Source organism: Amycolatopsis sp. MtRt-6 (assembly GCF_017308975.1).
GTDB lineage: Bacteria > Actinomycetota > Actinomycetes > Mycobacteriales > Pseudonocardiaceae > Amycolatopsis.
Window position 1 is genome coordinate 46,333 of sequence record NZ_JADWPD010000021.1, and the last position, 26,505, is coordinate 72,837.

Here is a 26,505-nt window from a genome sequence, read left to right on the forward strand (position 1 = left end):
CGCCGAGTCGATCGAGAGGCGAGCTGGGTGAGCACCGCCGGGGCCGGCGTCCAGCGGTGGTCGCTTCCGTAGAGCACCCGGACCTCGCCGAAGGCGCGGACGAGCGCGGGGACCGCGTTCGGGAAGGGCGTGCCCACGACGTCGTACCACAACCGCCGCAGTTGCTCGGTGGTCGCCGGACCGTCGCCCCGCCCAGTGAGGTTCCCCCCCCCCCGGGGGGAGTGGACACCGAGTTAGCAGGACCGTGGTCTTGCTTGAAGGATGTCCGTTGTGCCTCCTCGTAAGCGTCGGTCGTACACGGCCGAGTTCAAGGGTCGAGGCTGCGCATCGTGTGATCGACACTGGTCGCACGATCGCCCAGGTTGCCCGCGAGCTGGGGATTGATGCGGGGATGTTGAGTGTGTGGGTCAAGGACGAGCGGCGCAGGATCGCCGGCCGAGGTCCATGGGGAACGGCCTTTGGAGTCGGCTGAGCGGGCCGAGTGAGGTCCCCCCCGAACAGTGGGCAGGTGTTTATGGCCGGCGACGACGTGCCCGAGCACCCGGCGGGACGGTAGTGCGGACTTTGAAGGTGCGCGGGCTGATGCCCTCGATCCCGATCTCGGCCATGATCGCCGCGACGGTCTTCTCGTTCACCGTCTCACCACGCGCCCGCAGTTCGGCGGTGATCCGCGGGGACCCGTACGTGCCCTCGGAGTCGGTGTGCACGTCCAGGATCCTCACCGCCAGATCGGCGCGGCGCTGCTGCCGCGGTGTCAGTGCGGCGGGGCCGGCGTACTTCGCCATCAGCTCGAACCGGTCGGTTTGTTCTGCATCGCGGCAAAGTACGACGAAGCTTCTTTCAGGAACGCGATGTCCCGGTCCTGCTCGGCGACCCGCCTCCGTAGGGCCTCTAACGTCCCGGAACAACTGCAACCCGGTCGGTGAGTGGGGCAGGCCGCCGCCACTGTGCGAGAAACCCAGTCGATGCGCGGGTATCGCGTCAGGACGCCGCACTGCAGGAGATCGCTCGCTGCCCGGGCGGACTCGAAGAGGAACTCCGGTATCGGCCGTGGCCTTGCCGGGGCAGACCCTGGCGAGACAGACCAAGGACCCCGCACGTCACCAGCTCACGGACGAGCGGGAAGACTCGTTTCCCGGCAGGTTACCCTGCGCCAGATACGCCGCCGCGCGCTGCAGGACCACCTTCTCCTGCGCCTGACCAAATTCAACTACTACTGTGGACTACGCTGCGGCGCGCGAGTAGTTGGCTCGCTTATACGCTAGGGTCACACCATCGAAGACCGGCAGCATGCTCAGGTCAACCCGGTCGTCATCGCATAGTGCGGCGTTCAGCGCGCGGAGTGAGTCTGTCTCCTGGTCACTGATGTCGGGGCGCGCCACCTTGCCTGACCAGAGCACGTTGTCCAGCACAAGCAATCCGCCCGGGCGGAGTAATTCAAGGCATCGTTCGAAGTAGTCGGAATAGCTTTCCTTGTTACAGTCGATGAACGCGAAGTCCACAGTGCCGGCGGCACCGTCGGCAAGCAGTGCGTCCAAGGTCTCGACGGCGGGACGGATTTCCACCTGGATACGGTCGGCGACCCCGGCCCGTTCCCAGAAAGGGCGGCCGATCTCGGGCCAGTCCGCGCTGACGTCGCACGTGATGACGCGCCCATGCGCGGGGACCGCGCGGGCCATGGCCAGCGTGCCGTACCCGGTGAACGTCCCGACCTCGACGACGGTGGTGGCCCCCGTCAGCCGGACGAGGAAGCCAAGCAGCTGCGCCTCCTCTGGTGGAGTCAACATGGCGTGCTCGAACGAGAGCCGCATGGTGGCCGCCCGCAGGTCACGCGCGATGTCGTCTTCGCGAAGGGAAACATCCTGCACGTACTCCAGGATTTGCTGGTCCAGCACCAAACTGTGGATCACCCGGTTCCTCCTGATCTCGGCGAGAGCGTGTTGTGAGTTCAGCTCGCGATGCCTAGTTCCAGTTGAGCGAGTTCACGGGGGTAGATGGTGGCCAGCCAGATGTGCACTCCGGCATGCGTATGCAGGGTCGACATATCCCGCCAGATCCGCTCGAGCCGTTCACCCGCACCTACGGCGGCGCTGGTCCCGGCGGTGGGAAACAGAATGTCGGATACCGCGTTCCACGCCAGCCGCATGACCTCGCGGCTGATGATCGACATCCGGAGCTCCACCTCACGTGTGACATTCCCCTGCTCGGCCGTCTCATGCCATTGCCTTAGCATGTCCGTCATCGCCGCCCGTGCCGCCGCGATGCGTCCGGCCGCTTCGCCGTAACGGAGCTGAAAATCCGGGTCCTCAGCACGCGATCCGAACGGCGGATACGCGATCAGACGTTCCCGCGTCAGCTCGGCGTAGACATCCAGTGCCGCGGTAGCCATGCCCACGGCCAGCGCGCCGAGCTGGAAGCTGAACGGGGCCAGCACGCTGCCGCCGTACAAGGTGTTGCCATGCAACCGAAGCCCCGGCGTTCCCCCCACGACGGAGGTCATTCCCATATGCGTACCAGGCAGGGCGTAGTACGCCGGGATATGCGCCTTCTCGACTTTGATGCTGTACGAGCCACTACCTTTCAGACCAAGTTGGGAACCCCAGTCGTCCAGCCGCCGCCACTGGTCCCTCGGCACGATGAACATCATCTGCTCGGGCGGTTCTCCTTCCGCTCCCGCGACGAAGGTCTGGCCGACGAAATGAGTGGCGTAGGGCGAGCCGGAGGCATAGCGGAACACGCCGTCCACGATCCAGCCGCCGTCTTCGGCGGGCTCGGCGAACCCGGCCGGCGCGATGACTCCCGGGCAGATGAAGTCACCGCCCGCGAATAGCTCATTCTGCGCTTGTTCGCCATAAAGAGTAGCAATCAGATGGGCGTGGGACGCCCCAAGGGTGTACATCCACGCCGTCGACGCGCACCCCCGCGCGAGCCTGGCAACCACCTGCATGTGAGTGTCAATACCGAATTCGTAACCGCCGTATCGCCGTGGCACCAGTAGCCGGTAGAAGCCGGATTTGCGCAGGAGTTCATGCGTGTCGAGCGCATAGAATCCGCGGTCCTCCGTCTCCTGCTGTCGGTCGACGAGCGTCTCGGCGATCCGTTCGGCGCGGGCCAAGACTTCGTGCTCGGTCAGGCCCGGCTCTGGCGGAAGCGGATAGTCCTTCGCCGAGGTATCCATGGCGGCTGTCATGTGCTGACCGTCCTTCCATCGAAACATGATCACGTCAGCCAAGTAGAGCGCGGCCTGCCGCGCCGATGTCGGGGAACGAGGCGAGGTCCGGCACCTGCCAGCCGTTCAGGTCATATTCGGCAAGACAGCGGTCGACGAACGCACGATAGCCGTCGAGCTTGCCGTCGCCGAGTTGCCCACGAAGCAATTCGGTCCTGGTGTTTTCGTGGTTACCGGTATAGTTGCGTTCGTAGAGTTCGTGCCTGCCGCCGAATTCGGTGCCGACCGCGTCCCAGAGCAGTTTCATCACCTTTACCCGCTCGACGGCGTCGACCCCGTTCGATCCGCGCAGGTACTTGTCAAGGTACGGCCGGATGTCATCGTTGTGGAAGTCCTGCGCGCTGGAGTTGAGGTAGATCAGTCCGCTCGCGACATCTTGCAACACGATCTCCCTGATCCTCGCGTAGCCGATCTGGGAGAACCAGCGGTAAGCCATGGCGTAGTCCGGGTTGGGCAGGACAGCGCCACCCCGCCACGGCACCGGGTTCCGCGCTGCGGCGTCGGACAGCCCCCAGAACAGATTGCGCCAAGCGAGCACTTCCCCTAGTCGCGTCTGTACCCCGCGGAAATCGGAGACCCCGGTGATGTCCAGCGCCTTGGCCAGCAGACCGGCGATGAACTCCAGTTTCACCGCGAGCCGCGTACAACCGTGAAACATGGCGCGCTCGTTGAACCCGGAATACCCGGTAAACATGCCGACCTTGGCGGTATCCCCATAGATGAACACGTTTTCCCACGGGATCAGCACCTTGTCCAGCACCAGCACGCTGTCGTTCTCGTCCAGCCGCGAGGACAGCGGGTAGTCGAACGGGCTGCCGGTCAGCGCGGCCGAGGCGGCGTACGACTGGCGGCAGATCAGTTTTTGGCCAGGGGCGTTCATCGGCACGGTGGCGACAATGGCGAACTTGCGGTCTTTGATGGGCAACCCGGTGTGGGCGATGAAGTTGTAATGCGTGAGCGCGGAGTTCGTCGCGACGACCTTCGCTCCGCTCACCACCAGACCGCTGTCGGTCTCCCGCTCGACGTGCACGAACACATCGGCGACCTCGTCCGGCGGCCGGTTCCGGTCCACCGGCGGATGTACGAAGGCGTGGTTCCAGTACAGGACCTTCTGCTGTGACTCCCGGTACCAGCGCTTCGCATTGTCGGCGAACGGGTTGTAGAAGTTGGCGTTCGCCCCGAGCGTGCCGAGGAACGACGCCTTGTAGTCCGGACCACGGCCCATCCAGCCGTAGCTGAGCCGTGACCACGCGGCGATGGCCTGTTGGTCAGCGATCAGATCGGCCGCGCTGTGCGGCGTGGTGAAAAACCGGTGCGTGTAGCCGCCGGGGCCGCCGGCGTCGGTTTCGGTGGTCAGCACGTCCCGATGCTCCGGGTCGTGCAGTGCGTCGTAGAGCCGGGCCGTCATGCGCGCCGGGTTGCGGAACGCGGGATGTTCGGTGACGTCCTTGACTCGTTCGCCATAGAGGTAGATCTCGCGGCCGTCGCGGAGACTTTCAAGATATTCGGCGCCGGTCAGCGGCCGGGTCTGTTCGGTCATCGCGTTCTCTTTGTCTCTCAGGCCGCGGTGCTCTGCGTGGCGTCGACAAGTGCCGCGGGACCGGCCATCCGCTCGTCCGACCCGGCGCACGTCCGCTCGACCTGAACGGAGAACAGGTCCCGAATGGAATCGGCTGACATCGCATCTCCTGTGCCTGATTGGTTCTGACGTGCGGCCTCGGTTCCGGCCAGACATGGCGGCGCGGTCCTAGCCGACACCACGGCTGGGCCGCTTTGCTCGCGGTGACGCCACGTGACGCCACCGACCGCCACTTTTGTGGGATGTCTCCTCAATCTCGATCGAGGTCGAGGAGACACACGCTCCTAACTGTTGACAGGGCTCGTCTGCCTCGACACGACCCGCCAGTCGCCGTCCTTCTTGACGAGCACCCACAGCGAGCGGGCCAGCTCTTCCGGTTCGATGTCGTCTTGGCCGTTCTTGACGACACCTCCCTCGGTGACCGCGATCGCTACCGAGTCGGTCAGCAGGCGGACCTCCTTCGGCTCGTCGGTCAGCCGGGTTCCCTGGAAACCGCCGGCGAAGGCGTCGGCCAGGTACGCGCGGATCTCCTCACGGCTGCTCAGCTGGGCATCGCCCACGAGCATGCTGCCGTTGTCGACGAACAGGTCGGCGATGGCGTCGGCGTCGTTCGCGTCCCACCCCGCCCGTACGCGCAGCTGCGCGGTCACCACGGCACCCTCGACCCCGTTGGGGTAGGGGCCGTAGTGCGTCGCCCACTTCTTCGCACCCTCCACGAGGGCTTCGGCGTTGCTGCTCATTGGTTCGTCCTCCAAGCGAGTCTTGTCAGGTGTTTGGTGATTGCGGCGGATTACCAGCGCAGGGTCGCGCCGCCCCCACGCGGGCTGTTCTGGTAGGCGGCGAGGTGCCACTGGCCGTCCCGCTTCACGACGACCCAGCTCGACAGCACCGCCAGTTCCGGCGCGATCTCGGTCTCCCCGGGCGGGAGAATACCGCCGTGCGTCCGGAACACGGCGACGTCGTCGGTGACGAACCGAAAATCGACCGGTCGTCCCGTTACGCCCGTTCCCTTGAACGGACCGGAATAAGCGGCCGCCATGAAAGCCTGGATCTCTTCGCGGCCACGCTTGTAGACATCGCCGGGAAGCAGCATCACGCCCTCTTCGGTGAACACCTTCGCGACGTCGGTCGCGTCGTTGCGCGACCACGCCTCGATCAGCCGCAGCGGCACGCCAAGGGCTTCCTTCTGCTTCTCGCCGGTGAACTCGCCGTAGTAAGCGTCCAGGGCGTCGCTGGTCGCCTCGGCGTCATGAATCGCGGTCATTGGACGTCCTCTCGAAATCAGGACAGGCACTTCCGGTAATGGCCTGTCGATTATGGTTGCCGGTCACGGGCCCGGCCGTCTTCTCGCTTGCCGATCCGCGTCCGCCCGCAGCTCCGCCAGGGATGGCGCGACCACCTCGCGAACGATCTTGTAGTCGAGTACCAGCGTTCCCGGCATGCCTGCCGCGCACCATTCGCGCAGCACCGGAAGGTCGCCGACGGTGCGTACCGTGGGGGCCCCGAACGCGGCGGCCACCCCGGCGAAATCCGCGTCGGGGAACTCGATCGTCTGGGGATCGGCCCCGGCGCCGCCGTAGCGGTGCACCTCGAATCCGTAGGCGGCATCGTCGTAGACGACGGCAAGGACCGAACGACGGGAACGGATCAGCGTCTCCAGGGTCGGGAAGCCCCATCAACGCGCCGCCGTCGCCAAAGATCGTCGCCGCGGGATCCGGCATCGACCAGTACATGAAGGGCCATGCGATGAAGTGGCCTCCGTCGAGCACGACCGTCCGTTCCGCGGGAAGGATTCCAGCGACCTTGGCCGCACCCGACCGCCACGCACCGAGCCCGGCGAGCACCAGCGGCCTGCGCGCCGTGGCGAGCCGGTGCAGGACGGCGTCCACTTCCGCCGGCTGGCATGCGGGCCGGCGGACCGGCTCGCTCACCACCGCCGGTTCCCCTTCGCAGGAACATGCGGTGGAGGCCAGGTCGGCAGGCAGGCACAACATCACCGGGCCGTCGCCGTCGCGGGCGAGCGCCGGCGCCCGTGCCGCCGTCCGCCGCACCGGCTCGCCTGCCGTCACGCGGACCGCGCGGGCACCGATCGCGTCGGCGAATCCGGCCGTGTTCATGTCGAAAGGGCGTGGGCCGCCGGTCGGCGCATCGCCGCAGATGACGATCACGGAGCTGCGATGTTTCACCGCCTCGCTCAACGCCGTGGCGGTGTTGGAAAGACCGGCTCCATGCGTGGTGGCGCAGACCGCGGTCTCGCCGGTGGCCCGGTAGCAGGCGTCGGCCATCGCCATCGCCCCGCCATCGTGCCGGGCGGCCACGTAGTCGACGCCGTGCCGGATCAGGCCGGCGACGGCGAGGAAATTGCCCGCACCGACGACGCTGGACGCCTGGCGTACGCCGCCACGGGCGAGCTCCCTCACCAGAACGACACCAGGTCTGTCATGTCCCGCGTCCCATCGTCGATGAATGGCTTATGGGCACCACGTTCGCAGCACCCACGGAACCGGTGCATCTCCCTGGCTGCTTCCGGCAGGGCGATCGGCACGAGAAGCGCACGGTCGGAGACGCCCTGATGGGCCACTGACCGGCGACGAGTACGTCGAGAGCATCCGTGGCGGCAGGGAGATCTGCCTCTACGGCGACCGGGTGAAGGACGTGACGACCCATCCTGCCTTCCGAAACCCGGTGCGGATGACGGCACGGATGTACGACACCCCTGCACGACCCGGCCCGGCGGAGGACTCGCGGACCAGGGGCCCATCGCGGTAAGCGTTCCCGAACGCCTCGGCGACCGCGTCTTCTCGATTGCTGCCCGCGACAACAGCGATTCTCGCACGATTCCTGCGCGGCCACGGCCGGGGCACTATCAGAGAAGACGTTTCTTACGGTTACTGGGCATGCTGTCAACAGCGAGTCATCGCAAAGCGTCGCGCTCGGGGTTCCAGGTGCCACGAATCGTGCGTCGCCCAACAGGCCGTGCGTTTCGAGCGATATGGAAGGTAGTCCATGAGCAGCTTTGACGTTTCGCGCATTCTTGCGAACGCCAGGACGGTGGCCGTATGTCGTGGCGGACGGGATGCGCGAACGGCGGGAATGTGGTGGTCCTGATGGGTGTCGAGCGGGTCGCGATCGTCGGTGTCGGTCTGTGCTACCCGGACGCCAACTCGCCGGGTGAGCTGTGGGAGAACGTGCTGGCGGGGCGCCGGGCTTTCCGGCGGTTGCCGGACGAACGGATGAACAGCCAGGACTACTATTCACCCGATCCCGAAGCCCCGGACCGGTTCTACTCGCAGCAGGCGGCCGTGCTGCGCGACTTCGAGTTCGACCGGCTGCGGTACAAGGTCGCGGGGAGCACGTATCGCTCCACCGACCTGACCCACTGGCTGGCGCTCGAGGTGGCGTCGAGGGCGCTGGCCGACGCCGGACTGCCCGGCGGCGAAGGACTGCCGAGGGAGTCGACCGGTGTCGTGCTGGGCAATAGCCTTACCGGCGAGTTCTCCAGGGCCAACCTCATGCGGCTGCGCTGGCCCTACGTCCGGCGGACCGTGGCCGCCGCGCTGGTCGAGAAGGGCTGGGGTGAGGACGAGACGGCGACGTTCCTCGGCCAGCTGGAGCAGCGGTACAAGGCGCCGTTCCCCGGGATCGACGAGGACACGCTCGCCGGTGGGCTCGCCAACACGATCGCGGGCCGGATCTGCAACCACTTCGACTTCAAGGGCGGCGGGTTCACCGTCGACGGCGCGTGCTCGTCGTCGCTGCTGTCTGTCGCGACGGCGGCGAACGCGCTGGCCGACGGTGAGCTGGACGTGGCGCTCGCCGGTGGCGTCGACCTTTCGATCGACCCGTTCGAAGTGATCGGCTTCGCCAAGACCGGCGCGCTGGCCACCGGCGAGATGAAGGTCTACGACCGGGGCTCGAACGGCTTCTGGCCTGGCGAGGGTTCCGGGATGCTGGTGCTGATGCGGGAGAGCGACGCGCTCGCCAGGGGCGCGCGGATCTACGCCTCGATCACCGGCTGGGGAATCTCCTCGGACGGCAAGGGCGGCATCACACGGCCGGAGGTCGGCGGCCACCGGCTCGCGCTGGCGCGGGCCTACGGCCGCGCGGGCTACGGCGTGGAAACGGTGTCCTATTTCGAGGGACACGGCACCGGGACCGCGGTCGGCGACGCCACCGAGATCGAGGCGCTCTCGTCGGCCCGCCGGGACGCGGACGCGAGCGCCGAACCGGCCGCGCTCAGCACCATCAAGGGAAACCTCGGGCACACCAAGGCAGCGGCGGGGGTCGCCGGGTTGATCAAGGCGGCGCTCGCCGTATACCACCAGGTGATCCCACCGGCCACCGGCCACGTCGACCCGCACCCGCAGCTGCTGGCGGAGTCGGCGGCGATGTACGTGCCGCACGAGGCGGGGCTGTGGCCCGCCGAGCGGCCGGTCCGGGCCGGGGTCTCCGCGATGGGCTTCGGCGGGATCAACTCGCATGTCGCCGTCGAGCAGGCCCCCGGCGTGCCGCGGCGCGTGGAACTGGACGACACCACGAGGAACCTGGTCACTGGAAGGCAGGACGCGGAGCTGCTCCTGCTCGACGCGGGCGACCTCGCCGAGCTGCGCGAGCGGATCGGAAAGGTGGCGGGGTTCGTCGGCAAGCTGGCGATGGCCGAGCTGACCGACCTGGCCGGGGCGCTGGCGGGCACGCTGACCGGCGGGGCCGCGCGCGCCGCGGTCGTGGCGAGCACGCCGGACGAGGCCGAGCGCAAGCTGACCCGCTTGCTCAGCACGCTCGAAGGAGGGGCGACCAGTGTTTTCGCCGCCGGTGAGGGCGTCTTCGCCGCGGCCAGGACGAGTGCCCCGCGCATCGCGTACCTGTTCCCCGGGCAGGGCTCTGGCCGGGGTGCCGCCGGCGCGCTGCGGCGCCGGTTCCGCTCGGCCGACGACATCTTCCGGATCGCGAACCTGCCCGAGGGCGGCGACCAGGTGGCGACCGAGGTGGCCCAGCCCCGCATCGTCACCGGCTCGCTCGCGGCGTTGCGGGTGCTCGGCGAGCTCGGTATCGAGGCGGCCATCGCGGCCGGGCACAGCCTCGGCGAGCTGACCGCGCTGCACTGGGGCGGGGCGATGGACGAGGCGCAGGTGCTCCGGCTCGCCGCGATCCGCGGCAAGGTGATGGCCAGCGCCAGCCACGGCGACGGGGCGATGGCCGGGCTGGCCACCGACCCGAACGGCGTGGAGCGCTTCGCCGACGGCGAAGACGTGGTGATCGCCGGGTACAACGCGCCGAGGCAGACCGTGATCTCCGGCCCCGCCGAGGCGGTGGAAAGGGTGTGCGCGAAGGCGCGGGCCGCCGACGTGACCGCGACGAGGATCAACGTCTCGCACGCGTTCCACTCGCCCGCCGTCGAACCGGCCGCCGAGGCGCTGACCGAGCATCTGGCCGGGTTCGGGTTCGACCGGCTCAGCGGGGCGGTGGTGTCCACCGTGACCGGTGAGGTACTGCACGGCGCCGAGGACCTCGGCGAGCTGCTGCGCGACCAGGTCGTGCTGCCGGTGCGGTTCCGCGAAGCCGCGGCGAAGGCGGCCGAGGGCTGCGATCTCGTGCTCGAGGTCGGCCCCGGCCGGGTACTCGCCGGGCTGCTCGAGTCGATCGCGCCGGGTACCCCGGTGCTGTCGGTGGACACCGACAGCGGCTCGTTGTCGTCGTTGCTTTCCGTCGCGGGCGCGGCGTTCAGCCTCGGCGCGCCCGTACGGACCGAGGCCCTGTTCGAGGGCAGGGTTGTGCGGCCGATCTCGCTCGAAGGCGATATGACCTTCCTGGCCAGCCCATGTGAGTCGGCTCCGGCGATCGACGCCGAGCTGGTGTCCGCCTTACCCGCCGAGCGGCCAAGGCAGGAAGCGGCCGAACCGGCCGGTGGCGGTGGCAGCACGCTGGATCTGCTGCGCAAGCTGGCCGCGGAGCGCGTCGAGCTGCCGCTGGAGACCGTCACCGCGGACAGCCACCCGCTGGACGACCTGCACCTGAGTTCCATCACGGTCGGCCAGCTGGTCAACGAGGTGACCAGGGCGCTCGGCCGCCCGCCGCTGGCGGGCATGCCCAACTTCGCCACCGTGTGCCTCGGTGACCTGGCCGAGATGATCGACGAGCTGGCCGAGACCGAGCAGGCCAAGGACGAGACGTCCGGGGCCGGCGAGGTGCCGGGCGTCGAGCCGTGGGTGCGCTCGTTCGCCGTGGACTACGTCGAGCGGCCGCGCCCGGGCGCCGATCTCGGCTCGGCGGGGGGCGCGACGCACGAGTGGACCGTGTTCGCCCCGGACGGCCACCCGCTGGCCGAACCGCTGCGAGCCGCGCTGGCCAGCGCGGGGGTCGGCGACGGCGTGCTGCTGTGCCTGCCCGCCGACTGCGGTGCCGGCCACCTCGGCCTGTTCCTCGACGCGGGCAGGGCGGCGCTGGCCGCACCGACCGGTACCCGGTTCGTCGTGGTGCAGCGCGGGCTCGGGGCCGCCGGGCTGGCCAGGACGCTGCGGCTGGAGGACCCTTCGACGCGAACCACGATCGTTGACCTCGACGACATCGTGCCCTCGGGCGACGCGCTCGCCGACGCGGTGTCCACCGTGGTCGCCGAGGTGGCGGCCACGACGGACTTCGCCGAGGTGCGGTACACCGCCGACGGCAGGCGGACCGTGCCGATGCTGGAGGCGAGGCAGGCGAGGACGGTCGAACCCGGCACGTCGCCGCTCGGCGAGGGCGACGTACTACTGGTCACCGGAGGCGGCAAGGGCATCACGGCCGAGTGCGCGCTGGCGATCGCGAAGGATTCCGGGGCGAAACTGGCCCTGCTCGGCAGGGCCGACCCGGCCGAGGACACCGAGCTGGCGGCCAACCTGTCCAGATTGGACGCGGCGGGTGTGCGGTACCGCTACGTGCGGGCCGACGTGACGTCGGCCGGGCAGGTGGGCGAGGCGGTCGAGCAGGTGCAGGCCAGCCTCGGCCAGGTCACCGCGGTGCTGCACGGGGCGGGGCGGAACGAACCCGCGGCTGTGTTCTCCCTTACCGAGCAGGGATTCCGGTCGACGGTGGCGCCCAAGGTGGACGGCCTGAAAGCGGTACTGTCCGCTGTGGACGCCGACCGGATCAAGCTGCTGGTGACCTTCGGCAGCATCATCGGCAGGGCCGGCCTGCGCGGAGAGGCGCACTACGCCACCGCCAACGACTGGATGTCCGAGCTGACCTTGCGGTTCGGCCAGGAACACCCAGGGGCCCGTGTGCTGGCGATGGAGTGGTCGGTGTGGTCCGGCGCCGGGATGGGCGAGAAGCTGGGCGTGGTCGAGGCGTTGCAGCGCGACGGCATCACCCCGATCTCCACCGAGCAGGGCATCGACGTGCTGCGCCAGGTGCTCGCCGACCCGGGGGCGCCGCCGGTGCTCGTCGTCGGTGGCCGCACGGGCGGGCTGGCCACGCTGCCCATCGAGCGGCCCGAGCTGCCGCTGACCAGGTTCGTGGACAGGGCCGTCGTGCACTATCCCGGGATCGAGCTGATCACCGAGGCCGATCTCGCCGACGGCAGCGATCCCTATCTCGGCGACCATCTGCTCGACGGCGACCTGCTCTTCCCCGCGGTGCTGGGCATGGAGGCGATGACCCAGGTGGCCGCGGCGGTGAGCGGGCGGACGGGCTCGCCGCGGCTGGACGGCGTCGAGTTCCTCCGGCCGATCGTGGTGCCCCGCACGGGCTCGACCACGATCAGGGTGGCCGCACTGGTCCGCGACCAGGACACGGTCGACGTCGTGATCCGCAGCGGGGAAACCGGGTTCGGCGCGGACCACTTCCGGGCCAGGCTGCGGTACTCCGGCCCCGAGCCGGAACGGGGCGAGGTCACCGGGGCGCACGAGCTGTCGGCGGTTCCGGTGGACCCGGTGACCGAGCTCTACGGCAGCGTGCTGTTCCAGGGCAAGCGGTTCCAGCGGCTGCTGGCCTACCGCAGGGCGAGCGCGCGGCAGGCGGTGGCCGAGATCTCCACCAGGTCCGAGGCCGCGTGGTTCGCGCCGTTCCTTCCGCAGGAACGGATCCTGGCCGACCCGGGTACACGGGACGCGATGATGCACGCGATCCAGTGCTGCGTCCCGGACGCGACGCTGCTGCCGCAGGGCATCGAGCGGCTGTACCTCGCCGACCGTGAGCGGCAGCAGGCCCTGGAGTACGTGGTGCTGGACGCGGTGGAGCGGTCGCAGGACGGCGACACCTACGTCTACGACCTCGACGTGCGGGCCCAGGACGGCGAGCTGGTGGAGCGCTGGGAGGGGCTGACCCTGCGGGCGGTCCGCAAGCGGGACGGCGCCGGACCGTGGGTTCCGGCCGTGCTCGGATCCTATGTGGAGCGTGCGCTGGAGCGGGTGCTCGGTGGCCACCGGGCGGTGGTGGTCGAGCCCGACCCCGCCGACGGCGACGTCGGCACGACCGCGCAGCGCAGGGCACAGACCGAGCTGGCCGCGAGCAGGGCGGCGGGCAGGCCGGTGCGGCTGCGCTACCGCCCGGACGGCAAGCCGGAGGCGGACGGGTTCGAGGTCTCGGCCTCGCACACCGCGGGCCTGACGTTCGTGGTGGCGGGTTCCGGCAAGCTCACCTGCGACGCCGAGGCCGCCACCGAGCGCGGCGAACAGGACTGGGCCGGCCTGCTCGGCGCCGAGCTGCTCGCGGTGAGCGACCTGCTCGCCGCCGAATCGGGCGAGCCGGTGACGGTGTCGCGCACGAGGGTGTGGACCGCGCTGGAGTGCGTCCGCAAGACCGGTGAGCTGACCCAGTCGCTGGCCGTACACCGGGTGCACCAGGACGGCTGGGCCGTGCTGTCCACTGGCGGGGCGAAGATCGCGACCTGGGCGACGATGGTGCACGGCCGGCCCGCGCCGGTGGTGTTCGCGGTACTCGCGGGAGAGGAAGCCTGAGCATGACGGGCTACTACGAGATCCGGCACACCGTCGGGTTCGAGGAGACCAACCTGGTCGGCAACGTCTACTACGTGAACTACCTGCGCTGGCAGGGACGTTGCCGGGAGATGTTCCTCAAGGAGAAGGCACCGACCGTGCTGGCGGAGGTTCGCGACGACCTGAAGCTGTTCACGCTGAAGGTCGAGTGTGAATTCTTCGCCGAGATCACCGCGTTCCACGAGCTGTCCATCCGGATGCGGCTCGAGGAGCTGACCCAGACCCAGATCCAGTTCACCTTCGACTACGTGCACCTGCACGAGGACGGCGAGATCCTGGTCGCCCGCGGCAGGCAGCGGATCGCGTGCATGCGCGGCCCGAACACGAACACGGTCCCGGCCAGGGTTCCCGAGGAGCTGCGTGCCGCGCTCGCTCCGTACTCGGCGAACGCGGCCATGCTGACCGCGGGAGGATGACTTGGCCGACAACGGTTCCGCAGGTGGCCATCGGCCGATAGCCAGGTTGCCGCGCCCGCCGGCGCAACGGTTGTCAAGGCAGGCCTCGCACTGGTCAAGGTGTACGGCGGGCGCGACCACTCGATCTTCGTCGGCGAGGTGCTCGAAGCCACTCGCGGCGTGGGTGATTCGGCGCTGCTCTTTCACGGCGGCCGGTTCGAGCACACCGGCACCGTGCCAGCCCACGACGAAAAGGCCATCTCGTGACTACCAACCAGGCCGCGGTGCCCGTCCCGATCGAGCCGAGAACCCCGAACCGGATGGCCGGCTCGGCCGGGGCATCGTGTGGAGCGACCTCGTCGCCGAAATGGAACGCGAGTGGGCGCGGCGAGGCCGCGAGAACCACGACGTCCGGGAGGACCGGAGGGCCGCCTGATGAGTTCCGGCCCGGCCGAGCACTCGCGGCCGCCGGCCGGAGTGCGGGCGGCGAGCCTGCGGGTGGTGCGGCCCGGCGACGTCGGCGAGCCGGAACCGGAGCAGGCCCCGCCGACGATGGGCTCGCTCAGGCAGCGGCACGGCCTGCTGCGCGCGGAGATCGTCGCGGGGAACCGGAAGGCGGTCGAGCGAAATTCGGCATACCACTTCCATTCTATCGACAATTCAGTGACACACTATGTTGGGCGCGTATATTTCGATCGGCGGAACCGATAAACCGATAATGCCGAAGGTGGGGGCGTTTGTCTTGACACGGAAGCCTTTGGGGCAGTTGGCCAATTTCTCGCTGTTGCCGGTGGACGACAACGACCTGATTGCAGAATCGAACGATACGGCCACGGAATTCGCCGATTCCGAGCGGTTGCTGCACGAATTGTTCCACCGCGCCGCGTTGCGGCACTCCGAAGAGCCGGCGGTCATCCACCCGGGCGGGCAGCTGACCTACCGGCAGCTCGGCGACCGGGTGAACAGGCTCGCCGCCCGGCTGCTCGCGACGGGTATGCGGCCCGGTGACGCCGTCGCGATCGTCATGGACAAGGGGTGGGAGCAGGTCGTCGCCTCGCTCGCGGTGCCCGCGGCGGGCGGGTTCTTCGTGCCGGTGGATCCGCGGGTGCCGCGGGATCGGTTGCACCACCTGCTCGACCACGCGGGCGCCGCCGTCGTGGTGACCCAGCCCTGTCTGGTCGAAGGGGTGGACTGGCCGGACGGCGCCGTCGTGCTGGACGTCCCGGACACCGAGCCGGGCACGCGGGAGCCGGTGAGCACGCCGGACCGGGGCCCGGACGACCTCGCCTACGTGATCTACACCTCCGGTTCGACCGGTGCACCCAAGGGCGTGATGATCAACCACCGCGGTGCGGTGAACACCTGCCTGGACATCAACGAGCGGTTCGGGGTCACCGCCGGGGACCGCGTGCTCGCCTTGTCGGCGCTGACGTTCGACCTCGCCGTGTACGACGTGTTCGGCGTGCTGGCCGCGGGCGCGACGATCGTGATTCCGGCGCCCTCCCCGGCACCGGATCCGGACTACTGGGCGGAGTTGACCCACCGGACCGGGGTGACCGTGTGGAACTCCGTGCCCGCGCTGATGGAACTCGCGGTCGCCGCGGCGCGGCCAGGGGCATTGGCGAGCCTTCGCCTCGTCATGCTGAGCGGGGACTGGATCCGCGTCGGGCTCCCGGCCGACATCGCACGCGCCTGCCCGGACGCCAAGGTCATCAGCCTCGGTGGTGCCACGGAGGCGTCGATCTGGTCGATCCTCCACGAGATCGGCGACGTCGACCCCGCATGGACGAGCATTCCTTACGGGCGGCCGATGGCGAACCAGACCTTCCACATACTCGACAAGGCGATGTCCCCCTGTCCGATCGGTGTGCCCGGTGATCTCCACATCGGCGGGGTCGGCGTGGCGATGGGCTACTGGAATGCCCCGGAGCTGACCGCGGCGAGCTTTGTCGACCACCCGGAGACCGGCGCTCGGATCTACCGCACCGGTGACCTCGGGCGGTACTTGCCGGACGGGACGATCGAGTTCCTCGGCCGGGACGACTTCCAGGTGAAGATCCAGGGTTTCCGAATCGAGCTCGGCGAGGTCGAGGCCGCGCTGCGGCAGTGCACGGGTGTGGCGGACGCGGTCGCGGCGGCCGAGGTCGGCGACGGTGGTGCGCGGCTGGTGGCCTTCGTCCGGGGCGCCGACGGGCTGGATCCCGAGCAGCTGCGTGCGGATGTGGGGCGGACGCTGCCCGCGTACATGGTCCCGTCGAGTGTCGCCGTCGTCGGCAGCTGGCCGCTGACGGGGAACGGGAAGGTGGACCGGGCCGCCCTGGTGAGCGGGCACCTCCCGGTCGCGGAGGGCGGTGGGGAGCCGCGGGACGCACTCGACGAGCTGCTGGCCGAGCTGTGGGCCGACACGCTCGACCGGGACGCGGTCGGCACCCGAGACAGCTTTTTCACGCTCGGTGGCCAGTCACTGCTCGCCGCCCGGCTCGTGATGGCCATCAACGCGGTTCTCGACCTCGAGGTGCCGGTCCGGGCGCTGTTCGAGGCGCCCACGGTCGTCGCCTTCCGGGACTGGCTCGAGGTCAAGCCGGAGGTCGACGCGGACGCGCTGCTCGGCACCGCGGAGGCGTTGCTCGCCGACGGGTACGAGATGGACGACGACGAGAGCACGGCTCGATGACCGCCTCGCCCAGGAGGCGTCCCGCCGCCGTGCGCGCAGCCCTGCGCAAGGCCGCCGCCGGGACCGGCGCCTACCCCGACGAGCAGCGTCTCGTGCCGTCCGCCGGCCAGGAACGGCTGTGGTTCCTCGACCAGCTCTCCCCTGGCAGCCCGGCCTACAACGTGCCGCTCGCGTTCCGGCTGAGCGGCCCGCTCGACGTCGCCGCAATGGGCCAGGCCCTCGCCGCGGTCGTCACGCGGCACGACTCACTCCGCTCGAACATCGTCGCCGCGGATGGCGCACCGGTGCTCACGATCACCCCGGACCACCGGGTCGTCATCGCCGTCGACGACATCGGCAGCGACGCCGCCGGCGAGCAAGCCTGGCTCGGCAGGCACATCCGGGCGCCGTTCGACCTGGGCCGCGACCCGCTCGTGCGTGCCCGGCTCGCCAGGTTCGGCGCGGATCACCACCTGCTGCTGGTGGTGATCCATCACGCCGTGTGCGACGGATGGTCCCAGGACGTCCTGGTTCGCGAACTGTCCACTGCGTACGATCAACTCGTCCGAAATGGACAGACGAACCTGCCGCCGGTGCCGGCACAGTACCCGGACTTCGCCGCGTGGCAGCGGGAGCGGCTCGCCGAGCGCAGCGCGGCCGAGCTGGCTCACTGGCGCGAGCACCTCGCGGGTGCGCCGGAGTCGCTCGAGCTGCCGACCGACTTCCCGCGCCCGTCCGCCGCCACCCTGCGCGGAGACGACCTGCCGGTCACCGTGTCTCCGGAGACCTCGCGCAAGCTGCGAGCCCTCGCCCGGGCCGAGGGCACGACGCTGTTCCCGGTGCTGCTCGCCGCGTTCCAGACGCTGCTCGCCCGCTACACCGGCAGCCGCGACGTGGTCGCGGGCACGCCCATGGCGGGCCGGGTCCGAGGTGGCACCGAGGATGTGATCGGGTTCTTCGTCAACACGGTGCCCTTGCGGGTCGACGTCGGCGACGCGTCAGTACGGGAGCTGGTGACCCGCTGCCGGGAAGCGACGCTCACCGCCTACGAACACCAGGAACTGCCACTCGAACTGCTCGCCGACCGCGTGCGCGGCACCGGGCACGACACCCTCGTCCGCGCGCTCGTCCAGCTCGACGACGCACCACGCGTGCTCGCGGCGGGTGGCGCGGAGTGGACGCCGGTGGCGGTCACCAACGGCGCCGCCCGCTTCGACCTCGACTTCATGGCGGTCGACGGCGGGGAGCTGACCGGGCGGCTGCGCTACGCCCGTGACCTGTTCACCCGGGCGACCGCGGAGCGCATGGCGGGTCACCTCGGTCTGGTGCTCGCGGCGTTCGCCGAGGACCCCGACCAGCAGGCGCTGGATATTCCACTGTGGACGGAAAAGGAGCGGGCGCTGGTCCGCGCCGCCAACGACACCTCGGTGCCGGCACCCGGCGCGTGCCTGCACGAGCTGGTCTCCGCGCAGGTGGCGAGAACTCCGGACCTGATCGCCGTCGCCGACGAGCACACCGAGCTGACCTTCCGCGAGCTCGACCGGCGGGCCAACCGGCTCGCTCACCGGTTGCGCGAGCTCGGTGCCGGACCGGACATCCTGGTCGGGGTCTGCCTCCCGCGATCGACAGAGCTCGTCGTGGCCCTGCTCGCGGTCCTCAAGGCAGGTGCGGGCTACCTGCCGCTCGAACCCGACCTCCCGCCGGTACGGATCGGACGCATGGTCGCCGATGCGCGCCCGGTCGCGGTCGTGACCGAGGCCGAAGCGACCCGCGCACTGCGGAGCACCGACCTGCCCCCGGTCGTCCTCCTCGACCGCGACGACCTCACGAACCTCCCGGACGGAGCACCCGGCACCGGCGTGACACCGGATGCCACCGCATACGTGATCTACACCTCCGGCTCGACCGGGTCGCCGAAGGGAGTCGCGATCCCGCACCGGGCCGTGGTCAACCACCACCTCTGGCTCGCCGGCGAGCTGGGCCTCGACCGCGCCGACGTCGTCCTGCAGAAGACACCGTTCGGGTTCGACGTCTCCGTCTGGGAGCTGTTCCTGCCGCTGATGACGGGAGCGCGCATGGTGCTGGCCCGTCCCGGAGGCCACCGCGACCCGCGCTACCTCGCCGAGCTGATCGACCACGCGGGCGTGACCGCGGCACACTTCGTGCCGTCGATGCTGCGGACCTTCGTCGACGCCACCGGAGTCCCCGCCGGCACGAGCCTGCGCGTGATCATCTGCAGCGGTGAGGCGCTACCCGGTGACCTGCGCGACCGGGTGCTCGCCGAGTTCGACGGCTCCCTGCTCAACCTGTACGGCCCGACCGAGACCACGATCCACAGCACCGGCGCCTGGGCGTCCACAACGGACCACGGCGCGGTCGCGTCGATCGGCCGTCCGATGTGGAACACCACGGCGCACGTGCTCGATCCCGACGGCAGGGAGGCGGGGTTCGGGCTGCCGGGCGAGCTGTACCACGGCGGGACCGCGGTCGGCCGGGGTTACCTGCACAAGCCGGGGCTGACCGCGGAGCGATTCGTGCCCGATCCCACCGTGCCCGGAAGCCGGCGCTACGCGACCGGCGACGTGGTCCGCTGGCGGCCAGACGGCACGCTCGAGTTCCTCGGCCGCACCGATCACCAGGTCAAGGTCAACGGGCAGCGGATCGAACCGGCCGAGATCGCGGCCGCCCTCGCCGCGCACCCGGCGGTGGGCGAGGTCGCGGTGCGCCCGGTCGCCGACCGGGCGGGCACCACCACACTCGCCGCGTACCTCACCGTCGCCGGTCCGACGCCCGGACCGGCGGAGCTGCGTGCCCACCTCCGAGAACACCTGCCGGCAGGCTGGGTGCCGCAGCACTTCGTCGTGCTGGACGCACTGCCGCGCACAGCCAACGGCAAGCTCGACCGGGACGCGCTCCCCGCACCCGAACCGGCACCGGCGAGCAGCACGCCCCTCCGGACCGATGGCGAGCGTGCGCTGGCCGGAATCTGGGCCGAGGTGCTCGGCAGGGCGGACATCGGCGCCGACGCCCGCTTCTTCGACCTCGGCGGCCACTCACTCCAGTTGATCCAGATGGTGGTGCGGCTCGAGCGCGCGACCGGGGTGCGGGTTCCGGTGCAGATCGCGTTCGAGGCGGCCACGCTCGCCGACCTCGCCCAGTACGTCGAGGCACAGGCCGGCGGCGAGAGCACGCCGCCGGTCCGCGTGTCGCGTCGCAGCGGCACCGACGCGCTGTCATACGGCCAGGAACGGCTGTGGTTCCTCGACCGGCTGGTGCCCGGCTCCCCGGCCTACAACGTGCAGCTGGTGCTCGCGCTGCCCGAACTGCTGGACGTGCCCGCACTGCGGGCGGCACTCACCGAGGTCGTGCGCCGCCACGAGATCCTCCGCACCGTCTACGACGACACCGGCAGTGGCCCGGCCGGCCGGTTGCTGCCGGCCGAGCCGGTGCCACTTCCGGAGGTGGACCTGACGGCGCACGCGGACCAGGACGGCGCGGTCCGTGCCGCGGCCGGCACCCAGGCGCGGCTCCCGTTCGATCTCGCCACCGGACCGTTGCTGCGGGCCGAGTTGCTGCTGCGGGCCGGTCGGCCGGTGCTGGTGCTGACGATGCACCACATCGTCACCGACGGCTGGTCGCTCGGGCTGCTCGTCGACGAGCTGGCCGGGCTGTACCACGGGCGCACGCTCGCCGAGCCCGCGCTCCAGTACGCCGACTACGCCGCGTGGCAGCGGGACTGGATGGCGGGCGAGCGGCTGGACCGCGAGCTCGACCACTGGCGGTCCGTGCTGGACGGGGCACCCGCGATCCTCGACCTGCCGGGCACCGGCGTCCGGCCACCCGTGCCGACCTACCGCGGCGGCATCCGGCGGTTCATGCTCGACGCCGGCCTCACCTCGGCGGTGCGTGCGGTGGCCATGGCGCACGGCGCGACGCCGTTCATGGTGCTGCTGACCGGGTTCACGCTGCTGCTCGCCCGGTTCGGCGGCAAGGACGACCTCGTGGTCGGCACGCCGGTGGCCGGGCGTGCGACCTCGGAACTGGAGGACGTGCCCGGCTTTTTCGTCAACACCGTCGCGCTGCGCGCCGATCTGTCCGGCGCCACGACCTTCGCGGACGCGCTGACGGTCGTGCGAGACGCGGCAGTCGCCGCCTACGAGCACCAGGACGTGCCGTTCGAGAAGGTCGTCGAGGCGGCGGCGCCGCACCGGGACCTCGCCCACCAGCCGTTCCACCAGGTCATGTTCGAACTGCACGCGCCCCGCCCGGCCGGCGAGACGTGGGCCGAGGTGTTGCCGGTCGGCGTTTCCAACGACACGGTCAAGAACGACCTGACCCTGGTCGCCACCGACTCGGGCGACCGGTTCGACTGCGGGCTTCGGTTCGCCACCGACGTGTTCGCCGGTGCGGAGGCGGACGTCCTTGTCGAGGGATGGCGCACCATCCTGGCCGCCATGGTCGCCGACCCGTCCGCACCGCACGCCGACGTGTCGCTGCTGACCGCGGCGGGACAGGCCCTGCTCGACCGCGCGGGCGACACCGCCACACCGGTCCCCGGCACCGGAGTGGCCGCGCTGGTCGCCGCGCGGGCGGCGCTGCACCCGGACGCGGACGCGGTGGTGTGCGGGGACGAGGTCGTGACGTACCGGGATCTGGACCGCCGGGCCGCCCGGCTGGCCGGCCGGCTCACGGCATTGGGCGCCGGACCCGAACGGCTCATCGCGGTGCGGCTGCCGCGCGGCGTCGACCTCGTCGTCGCCCTCCTCGCTGTCTGGCGCACCGGAGCGGGCTTCGTCGCATTGGATCCGGAGCTGCCGCCGCGGCGGGCCGCGGACGTGCTCGCCGACGCACGGCCCGACCTCGAGCTCACCGAACTGCCCCCACTCGAGGACGGGCCCGAGCCGCCGCCGCGGCTCGTCCACCCGGACGGCCGCGCGTACGTCGTCTACACCTCCGGTACGACCGGCACCCCGAAGGGCATCTCCGGCACCCACCGCGGAGTCGCCAACTACCTGGCCGATCTGAGCCGGGCCGGTCTCGTCACCGCTGCCGACACGGTGACGGCGTTGACCACCGTGTCCTTCGACGCGTCGCTGCGCGACCTGCTGCTCCCGCTCGCCGTCGGCGCACGCGTCGTCCTCGTGCCGGGCGGTGCGGCCGATCTCGACGCGGTTGCCGGCGCCATCGCCGAGGCGACGGTCGTGCCCGCCGTCGTGCCGTCGCTGCTGCGCATGCTCACCACACGCGGGAGGCAGTGGCCGGATCTGCGGACCGTGCTGGTCTCCGGTGAGCCGCTGCACCCCGAGGACGTGGCCGCGGTGGCGGCCGTCGCGCCGAATGCGGCCGTCTACAACATGTACGGGCCCAGCGAAACGACCATGACCACCACCCGCCACCGCGTACGGCCCGGCGCGACCAACCGGATCCCGGTGGGCACGGCGATCGGCAACACTCGTGTCGAGGTGCTCGACGAACGGTTGCGCCCGGTGGGGATCGGCATGCCGGGCCGCGTCTTCATCGGTGGCGCGGGCCTCGCACGCGGCTACCACCGGCAGCCGGGGCGCACCGCCGAGCGGTTCGTTCCCCACCCCACCAGGGCCGGGGAACGGTTGTACGACACCGGTGACCGCGCCAGGTACCTGCCTGACGGGACTCTGCAGTACCTCGGGCGCACCGACCACCAGCTCAAGGTCAACGGGGTGCGCATCGACCCGAGCGAGATCGAGGCAGCGCTGTGCGCGCACCCCGCGATCGCCGAGGCCGCGGTGCACGCACCCGGCGGCAGGCTGGTGGCGTGCGTGGTGCCGGCGGGCACTTTGCCCACGCCCCAGCGCATCCGCGCCGATCTGGCCGACCGGCTGCCCACCACCCACCTCCCGGCCGGTTTCGTCCCGCTCGACCGGCTCCCGCGCACCACGACGGGGAAGATCCGCCGCGATGCGCTCCCCGGACCCGCGGCGGAGGCGGTGACCGACCAGCACCCGCGCGACGGTGTCGAGGAGCTGATAGCCCGCGTTTGGTGCGACGTCCTCGACGTGCCGGAAGTCGGGGTGCACCAGGACTTCTTCACCCTCGGCGGACATTCGCTGCTCGCCGCACGGACCGTCTCCGGGCTACGGGAGTCGCTGGGCGTAGTGCTGCCGGTGCGTGCGTTGTTCGAGAGCCCGACTGTCGCGGAGCTCGCGACGCGGGTCCGTGACGCGGAAGCCGACCCGCTGCCCGAGCTCGTGCCGGCTTCGGGCGAGCCGGTGCTGACCGCCGCGCAGCGTCGGTTGTGGTCCCTGGAACGGAGTTCCGGGCGGTATGCGTTCTACAACGTGCCGATTGTCCGGCGGCTGCGCGGCGAGCTCGACCACGACGCGCTGGCGACGGCCCTCACTGGGCTCGTCGCACGGCACGACGCGCTGCGGACGGTCTTCCCCGCGCACGGCCCGCAGCTCCGGCCGCCCGCGCCGGTGCCGCTCGAGGTGGTCGACGTGGCTCCCGCCGACCTGGCAGGTGCGGTCGCGGCGCGGGCCGGGCAGCCGTTCGACCTGGCGGCCGGGCCATTGCTGCGTGCGACGCTGCTGCGGCAGGGCCCGCGGGACCACGTCCTGTGCGTGGTCATCCATCACCTCGTCGCCGACGGATGGTCGGTCGGCCTGGTTCTCCGCGACCTCACCGCGCTGTACCAGTCCACTGTGGAGCTTCCGTCGGTCGCGCGGTACGCGGACTTCGCCGCGTGGCAGCGGGCATATCTCACCCCCGAGTTCGTCGCGGCCGAATTCGACCACTGGCGTCGCGAACTCGCCGGGGCCGGCGCGCTGTTCGAGCTGCCACCGGACTACCCGCGGCTCACCGGGCCCGGCCGGCCGGCCCGTGGCAGGGTGACCCGCACCCTCACCACTGGGCAGAGCGCCCGGGTCCATGAGCTGTGCCGCCGGCTGCGGGCGACACCGTTCATGGTGCTCATGGCGGCGTTCCAGGCCGCGCTCGGCACACGGTTCGGCCGGGACGACTTCACGGTCGCGGTGCCCATGGCCAATCGCGACCGCCCGGAGCTCGACGCGATGGTGGGGTACGTCGCGAACATGGTGGTGCTGCGGGCCGATCTGACCGGCCGGCCGGACTTCGCCACGCTGGTCGACCGCACGCGGGGCCGGGTGCTCGACGCCCATTCCCACCGCCACCTGCCGTTGGAACTCCTGCTCGACGAGTTGGCGCCCGACCAGGCCGCGAGCCACGCGCCGCTCGCGCAGGCGCTGTTCAACATGCAGGACTTCCCGCACCGCGCCGTCGAGGTTGCCGGACTGGAGATCGAGCACACCGGCCTGAACGAGGTCTGGGCCCGCTACCCGATCACGCTGTTCGCGCACGACCGGCCGGGAGGTGTGTTCCTCGACCTGATCTACGACCAGGAGCTGTTCGACCCGGGCCGGGCTGGGTCGCTCCTGGACACGATGGTGACAGCGACCGAGGCGGAAACCGATGACCTTGCTGCGTAACGGCCCGTTCGTGCGCCTGTGGACGGGACAGACGATCTCCGAGCTCGGCTATCACCTCTCGCTGGTGGCGTTGCCACTGGTCGCGGTGATCCAGCTCGACGCGACGGCCACCGAGATGGGGCTGTTCGTCGGCGTCGGCATGGCACCCATGGCGTTCGCATGGCCGTTCTTCGGGGTGCTCGCCGACCGGGTCGACCGCCGCCGGATGCTGGTCGCGACCTACACCGGCCGCGCGGTGCTGCTCGGTTCGCTGCCGGTCGCGGCGCTACTCGGCCTGCTCTCCATGCCGTGGCTGATAGTCGTGTACTTCCTGGTCAGCACGCTGCACGTGGCGTTCAGTGTGGTGTCGCCCTCGCTGCTGCCCGCGCTGGTGAGCGGGCGCGAGCTGGTGGACGCCAACAGCAAGCTGGAACTCACCCGTTCCGCCGCGATGATCGTCGGTCCGTCGATCGCCGGGTTCCTGGCGGAGTTGCTCGGCGCCGCCAACACCGTCGCCATCGACGCGGTCTGCTACCTGGCGGCAGCCGGGTTGATCGTCACCCTCACCGTGCCGAAGCGGGCGGGGCCGGCGGAAACGACCGCGGCGCCCCCGGCGGCCTCGGTCTGGCGGGACATCCGCGAAGGCCTGTCGACCGTGTTCGGCGACCGGCTGCTGCGCCCGATGGCGATCTCGTCCGGGATCATGAACGCCTTCTTCTACATCCGCACCCCGATCCTCGCCCTGTTCGTGCTGGAGGACCTCGGTTTCTCGGCCGGGAGCCTCGGGCTGATCCTGGCCGCGGCCGGGCCGGGCGCGCTGGTCGGCTCGTTCGTCGTGCGCAGGGTCAGCGGCCGAGTCGGCCTCGGCACCACGGTGACCTGGGCGGCGTTCGTCGCGGGCGGGCCGGTGCTGATCGTCCCACTGGTGCCGGACAACAGCTTGTGGAGCCTGGGGTTGCTGATCCTGTCGACCTTCACGGTGAGCGCGGGGGTGCAGACCTACAGCATCAGCCTGGTCAGCGCGCGGCAGATCATGACACCCGACCACCTGCTGGGGCGGGTGAACGCGACGTTCCGCTGGGTCGCCTGGGCGGCCACCCCGGTCACCGCGGTGGTGAGCGGGCTGCTCGCGGAGCTCTTCGGGCTGCGCGGGGCGATCGCGGTCGCGGGCGCCGGACTCCTGCTCCCCGCCCTGTTCCTGGCGTTCTCACCAGTCCGCGGCACCCGGATCGTCCCAGGCCTGGCGGGACAGCCGTCATGACGCTCGCCCACGACGACATGATGCCGCCGGCGGAGTACCTGAGCGCCCACCGCACGGCCATCGAGGAGGCGGCCCGGCGGGTGCGGTTCCGCATCCGGCACACGCCGCTGCGCGCGCTGCCCTGCGGGACCTGGCTCAAGCTCGAGTCGACGCAGGTGTCGGGGTCGTTCAAGATGCGCGGTGCGTACAACGCCCTGCTGCGGCTGCCCGGTCACCCCGCGGGTGTGGTCGCCCCCAGCTCTGGCAACCACGCCAAGGCGGTGGCCACCGCCGGGCGGGCGCTGGGCATCGCGGTGACGGTCGTGGCACCGGAGAACGTGCTGCCCACGAAGCTCGCTGCCGTCCGCGACCTCGGTGCCGAAGTGATCACCCACGGCGTCACCTTCGGCAACCGCGACGGGCTGGCCCGCGCGATCGCCGCCGAACGCGGCTGGCCGTTCGTGCACTCCTCCGACGACTGGGACGTCATCCATGGTCAGGCCACAGTCGCCGAGGAGATCATGACCGCGGTCCGGGATCTCGCGACCGTCGTGGTGCCGGTCGGCGGTGGCGGCCTGCTCGGCGGTACCGCTCTCGCGGTCAAATCCCGCGCCCCGCACGTCGCGGTCATCGGGGTGGAGCCGGAACGGGCCGCGGACGCCGCGGCCAGCCTGCGCACCGGCAGGCTGCACCGGCTCCACGGCGAGGCCGACACCATCGCCGACGGGGCCCGGGTGGCGAACCTCGGCGAACGGCCTTTCGAGGTCGTTGTCGGCAGGGGGCTGGTCGACGACATCGTCACCGTCTCCGAGGACAGCATCCGCACCGCGTGGCACGCCATGGCAGACGTGCCGGCCGAACCGACCGCGGCGCTGCCGCTCGCCGCGCTGCTCGACGGAGCGGTTCCCGCCGGCACCGGCACGGTGCTGGTCATCAGCGGCGGCAACGTCAAACGCCCCGCATCGGAGACGTGA

Annotated in this window: 17 protein-coding genes and 3 pseudogenes; 11 read left to right on the forward strand and 9 right to left on the reverse strand. The window is 70.5% G+C overall.

The genetic code is table 11. The annotated features are described in order from the left end of the window. Positions 1-244 precede the first annotated feature (244 nt). Entirely contained in the window at positions 245-472 is a 228-nt protein-coding gene (locus I4Q55_RS51035) for a transposase (protein ID WP_374194500.1), read from the forward strand. Positions 473-512: 40 nt separating this feature from the next. Here the strand turns inward: I4Q55_RS51035 and I4Q55_RS30570 are convergent, their stop codons facing one another. The 8 genes from I4Q55_RS30570 to I4Q55_RS30600 all read right to left on the reverse strand — a co-directional run bounded on the left by I4Q55_RS30570 (position 513) and on the right by I4Q55_RS30600 (position 6,468). Next, on the reverse strand, positions 513-785 hold the full coding sequence (locus tag I4Q55_RS30570) for an IS3 family transposase (RefSeq protein ID WP_206792546.1): 273 nt from the start codon (positions 783-785) through the stop codon (positions 513-515). Between the two features lie 438 nt (positions 786-1,223). Continuing rightward, the gene (locus I4Q55_RS30575; RefSeq protein ID WP_307793354.1) at positions 1,224-1,910 is read right to left on the reverse strand and encodes a class I SAM-dependent methyltransferase; all 687 of its coding nucleotides are present in this window, start codon (positions 1,908-1,910) and stop codon (positions 1,224-1,226) included. A 38-nt stretch (positions 1,911-1,948) separates the two neighbouring features. Continuing rightward, positions 1,949-3,190, reverse strand: coding sequence for an acyl-CoA dehydrogenase family protein (locus tag I4Q55_RS30580; protein ID WP_206792548.1), 1,242 nt, complete (start codon positions 3,188-3,190; stop codon positions 1,949-1,951). Positions 3,191-3,224: 34 nt separating this feature from the next. After that, positions 3,225-4,769 (reverse strand): 4-hydroxyphenylacetate 3-hydroxylase family protein, encoded by a 1,545-nt coding sequence (locus tag I4Q55_RS30585; protein ID WP_206792550.1) that lies wholly within the window; start codon positions 4,767-4,769, stop codon positions 3,225-3,227. Between the two features lie 17 nt (positions 4,770-4,786). Continuing rightward, positions 4,787-4,909, reverse strand: a complete 123-nt coding sequence (locus I4Q55_RS50280; RefSeq protein WP_277991997.1) for a hypothetical protein — start codon at positions 4,907-4,909, stop codon at positions 4,787-4,789. 183 nt (positions 4,910-5,092) lie between these two features. Then, positions 5,093-5,548 (reverse strand): SgcJ/EcaC family oxidoreductase, encoded by a 456-nt coding sequence (locus I4Q55_RS30590; RefSeq protein ID WP_206792552.1) that lies wholly within the window; start codon positions 5,546-5,548, stop codon positions 5,093-5,095. 50 nt (positions 5,549-5,598) lie between these two features. After that, a complete protein-coding gene (locus I4Q55_RS30595) occupies positions 5,599-6,072 on the reverse strand; it encodes an SgcJ/EcaC family oxidoreductase (protein ID WP_206792554.1) in 474 nt (157 codons plus the stop codon). A 63-nt stretch (positions 6,073-6,135) separates the two neighbouring features. Then, complete coding sequence (locus I4Q55_RS30600) at positions 6,136-6,468, reverse strand: hypothetical protein (protein WP_206792797.1); 333 nt, start codon at positions 6,466-6,468, stop codon at positions 6,136-6,138. 143 nt (positions 6,469-6,611) lie between these two features. On the opposite strand from I4Q55_RS30600, the gene I4Q55_RS30605 reads away from it, so the two are divergent. Further along, complete coding sequence (locus I4Q55_RS30605) at positions 6,612-7,079, forward strand: hypothetical protein (RefSeq protein WP_206792820.1); 468 nt, start codon at positions 6,612-6,614, stop codon at positions 7,077-7,079. Here I4Q55_RS30605 and I4Q55_RS51040 read toward each other — a convergent pair. Continuing rightward, positions 7,004-7,228: pseudogene (locus tag I4Q55_RS51040) on the reverse strand (thiamine pyrophosphate-binding protein); the annotation flags it as partial. The gene I4Q55_RS30605 and the pseudogene I4Q55_RS51040 overlap by 76 nt on opposite strands. A gap of 100 nt (positions 7,229-7,328) precedes the next feature. On the opposite strand from I4Q55_RS51040, the pseudogene I4Q55_RS30610 reads away from it, so the two are divergent. The 9 genes and pseudogenes from I4Q55_RS30610 to I4Q55_RS30645 form a co-directional block, all read left to right on the forward strand. Beyond that, positions 7,329-7,545, forward strand: a pseudogene (locus tag I4Q55_RS30610) (4-hydroxyphenylacetate 3-hydroxylase N-terminal domain-containing protein); the annotation flags it as partial. Between the two features lie 370 nt (positions 7,546-7,915). Then, the gene (locus I4Q55_RS30615) at positions 7,916-13,741 is read left to right on the forward strand and encodes a type I polyketide synthase (RefSeq protein WP_206792557.1); all 5,826 of its coding nucleotides are present in this window, start codon (positions 7,916-7,918) and stop codon (positions 13,739-13,741) included. A 2-nt stretch (positions 13,742-13,743) separates the two neighbouring features. After that, positions 13,744-14,196, forward strand: a complete 453-nt coding sequence (locus I4Q55_RS30620) for a thioesterase family protein (RefSeq protein ID WP_206792559.1) — start codon at positions 13,744-13,746, stop codon at positions 14,194-14,196. A 99-nt stretch (positions 14,197-14,295) separates the two neighbouring features. Then, positions 14,296-14,442: a hypothetical protein gene (locus I4Q55_RS50695; RefSeq protein ID WP_206792561.1), complete on the forward strand. Its 147-nt coding sequence runs from the start codon at positions 14,296-14,298 to the stop codon at positions 14,440-14,442. 67 nt (positions 14,443-14,509) lie between these two features. Continuing rightward, positions 14,510-14,611 (forward strand): annotated as a pseudogene (locus I4Q55_RS50700) (hypothetical protein); the annotation flags it as partial. Between the two features lie 420 nt (positions 14,612-15,031). Continuing rightward, positions 15,032-16,849, forward strand: coding sequence for an amino acid adenylation domain-containing protein (locus I4Q55_RS30630; RefSeq protein ID WP_206792563.1), 1,818 nt, complete (start codon positions 15,032-15,034; stop codon positions 16,847-16,849). A gap of 29 nt (positions 16,850-16,878) precedes the next feature. Then, positions 16,879-24,312 carry a non-ribosomal peptide synthetase gene (locus I4Q55_RS30635; RefSeq protein WP_206792565.1) on the forward strand — a complete coding sequence of 2,478 codons (7,434 nt, stop codon included), beginning with the start codon at positions 16,879-16,881 and terminating at the stop codon, positions 24,310-24,312. After that, entirely contained in the window at positions 24,296-25,552 is a 1,257-nt protein-coding gene (locus I4Q55_RS30640) for an MFS transporter (RefSeq protein ID WP_206792567.1), read from the forward strand. The genes I4Q55_RS30635 and I4Q55_RS30640 overlap by 17 nt, the downstream gene beginning before the upstream one ends. Next, positions 25,549-26,505, forward strand: coding sequence for a threonine/serine dehydratase (locus tag I4Q55_RS30645; RefSeq protein ID WP_206792569.1), 957 nt, complete (start codon positions 25,549-25,551; stop codon positions 26,503-26,505). The genes I4Q55_RS30640 and I4Q55_RS30645 overlap by 4 nt, the downstream gene beginning before the upstream one ends.

What these genes read in the sequence shown, in the direction of transcription:
- I4Q55_RS30570 (WP_206792546.1), bottom strand. Translation starts at nt 785, where the DNA reads ATGGCGAAGTACGCCGGCCCCGCCGCACTGACACCGCGGCAGCAGCGC.
- I4Q55_RS30580 (WP_206792548.1), bottom strand. Translation starts at nt 3,190, where the DNA reads ATGACAGCCGCCATGGATACCTCGGCGAAGGACTATCCGCTTCCGCCA.
- I4Q55_RS30585 (WP_206792550.1), bottom strand. Translation starts at nt 4,769, where the DNA reads ATGACCGAACAGACCCGGCCGCTGACCGGCGCCGAATATCTTGAAAGT.
- I4Q55_RS50280 (WP_277991997.1), bottom strand. Translation starts at nt 4,909, where the DNA reads ATGTCAGCCGATTCCATTCGGGACCTGTTCTCCGTTCAGGTCGAGCGG.
- I4Q55_RS30590 (WP_206792552.1), bottom strand. Translation starts at nt 5,548, where the DNA reads ATGAGCAGCAACGCCGAAGCCCTCGTGGAGGGTGCGAAGAAGTGGGCG.
- I4Q55_RS30595 (WP_206792554.1), bottom strand. Translation starts at nt 6,072, where the DNA reads ATGACCGCGATTCATGACGCCGAGGCGACCAGCGACGCCCTGGACGCT.
- I4Q55_RS30615 (WP_206792557.1), top strand. Translation starts at nt 7,916, where the DNA reads ATGGGTGTCGAGCGGGTCGCGATCGTCGGTGTCGGTCTGTGCTACCCG.
- I4Q55_RS30620 (WP_206792559.1), top strand. Translation starts at nt 13,744, where the DNA reads ATGACGGGCTACTACGAGATCCGGCACACCGTCGGGTTCGAGGAGACC.
- I4Q55_RS30640 (WP_206792567.1), top strand. Translation starts at nt 24,296, where the DNA reads ATGACCTTGCTGCGTAACGGCCCGTTCGTGCGCCTGTGGACGGGACAG.
- I4Q55_RS30645 (WP_206792569.1), top strand. Translation starts at nt 25,549, where the DNA reads ATGACGCTCGCCCACGACGACATGATGCCGCCGGCGGAGTACCTGAGC.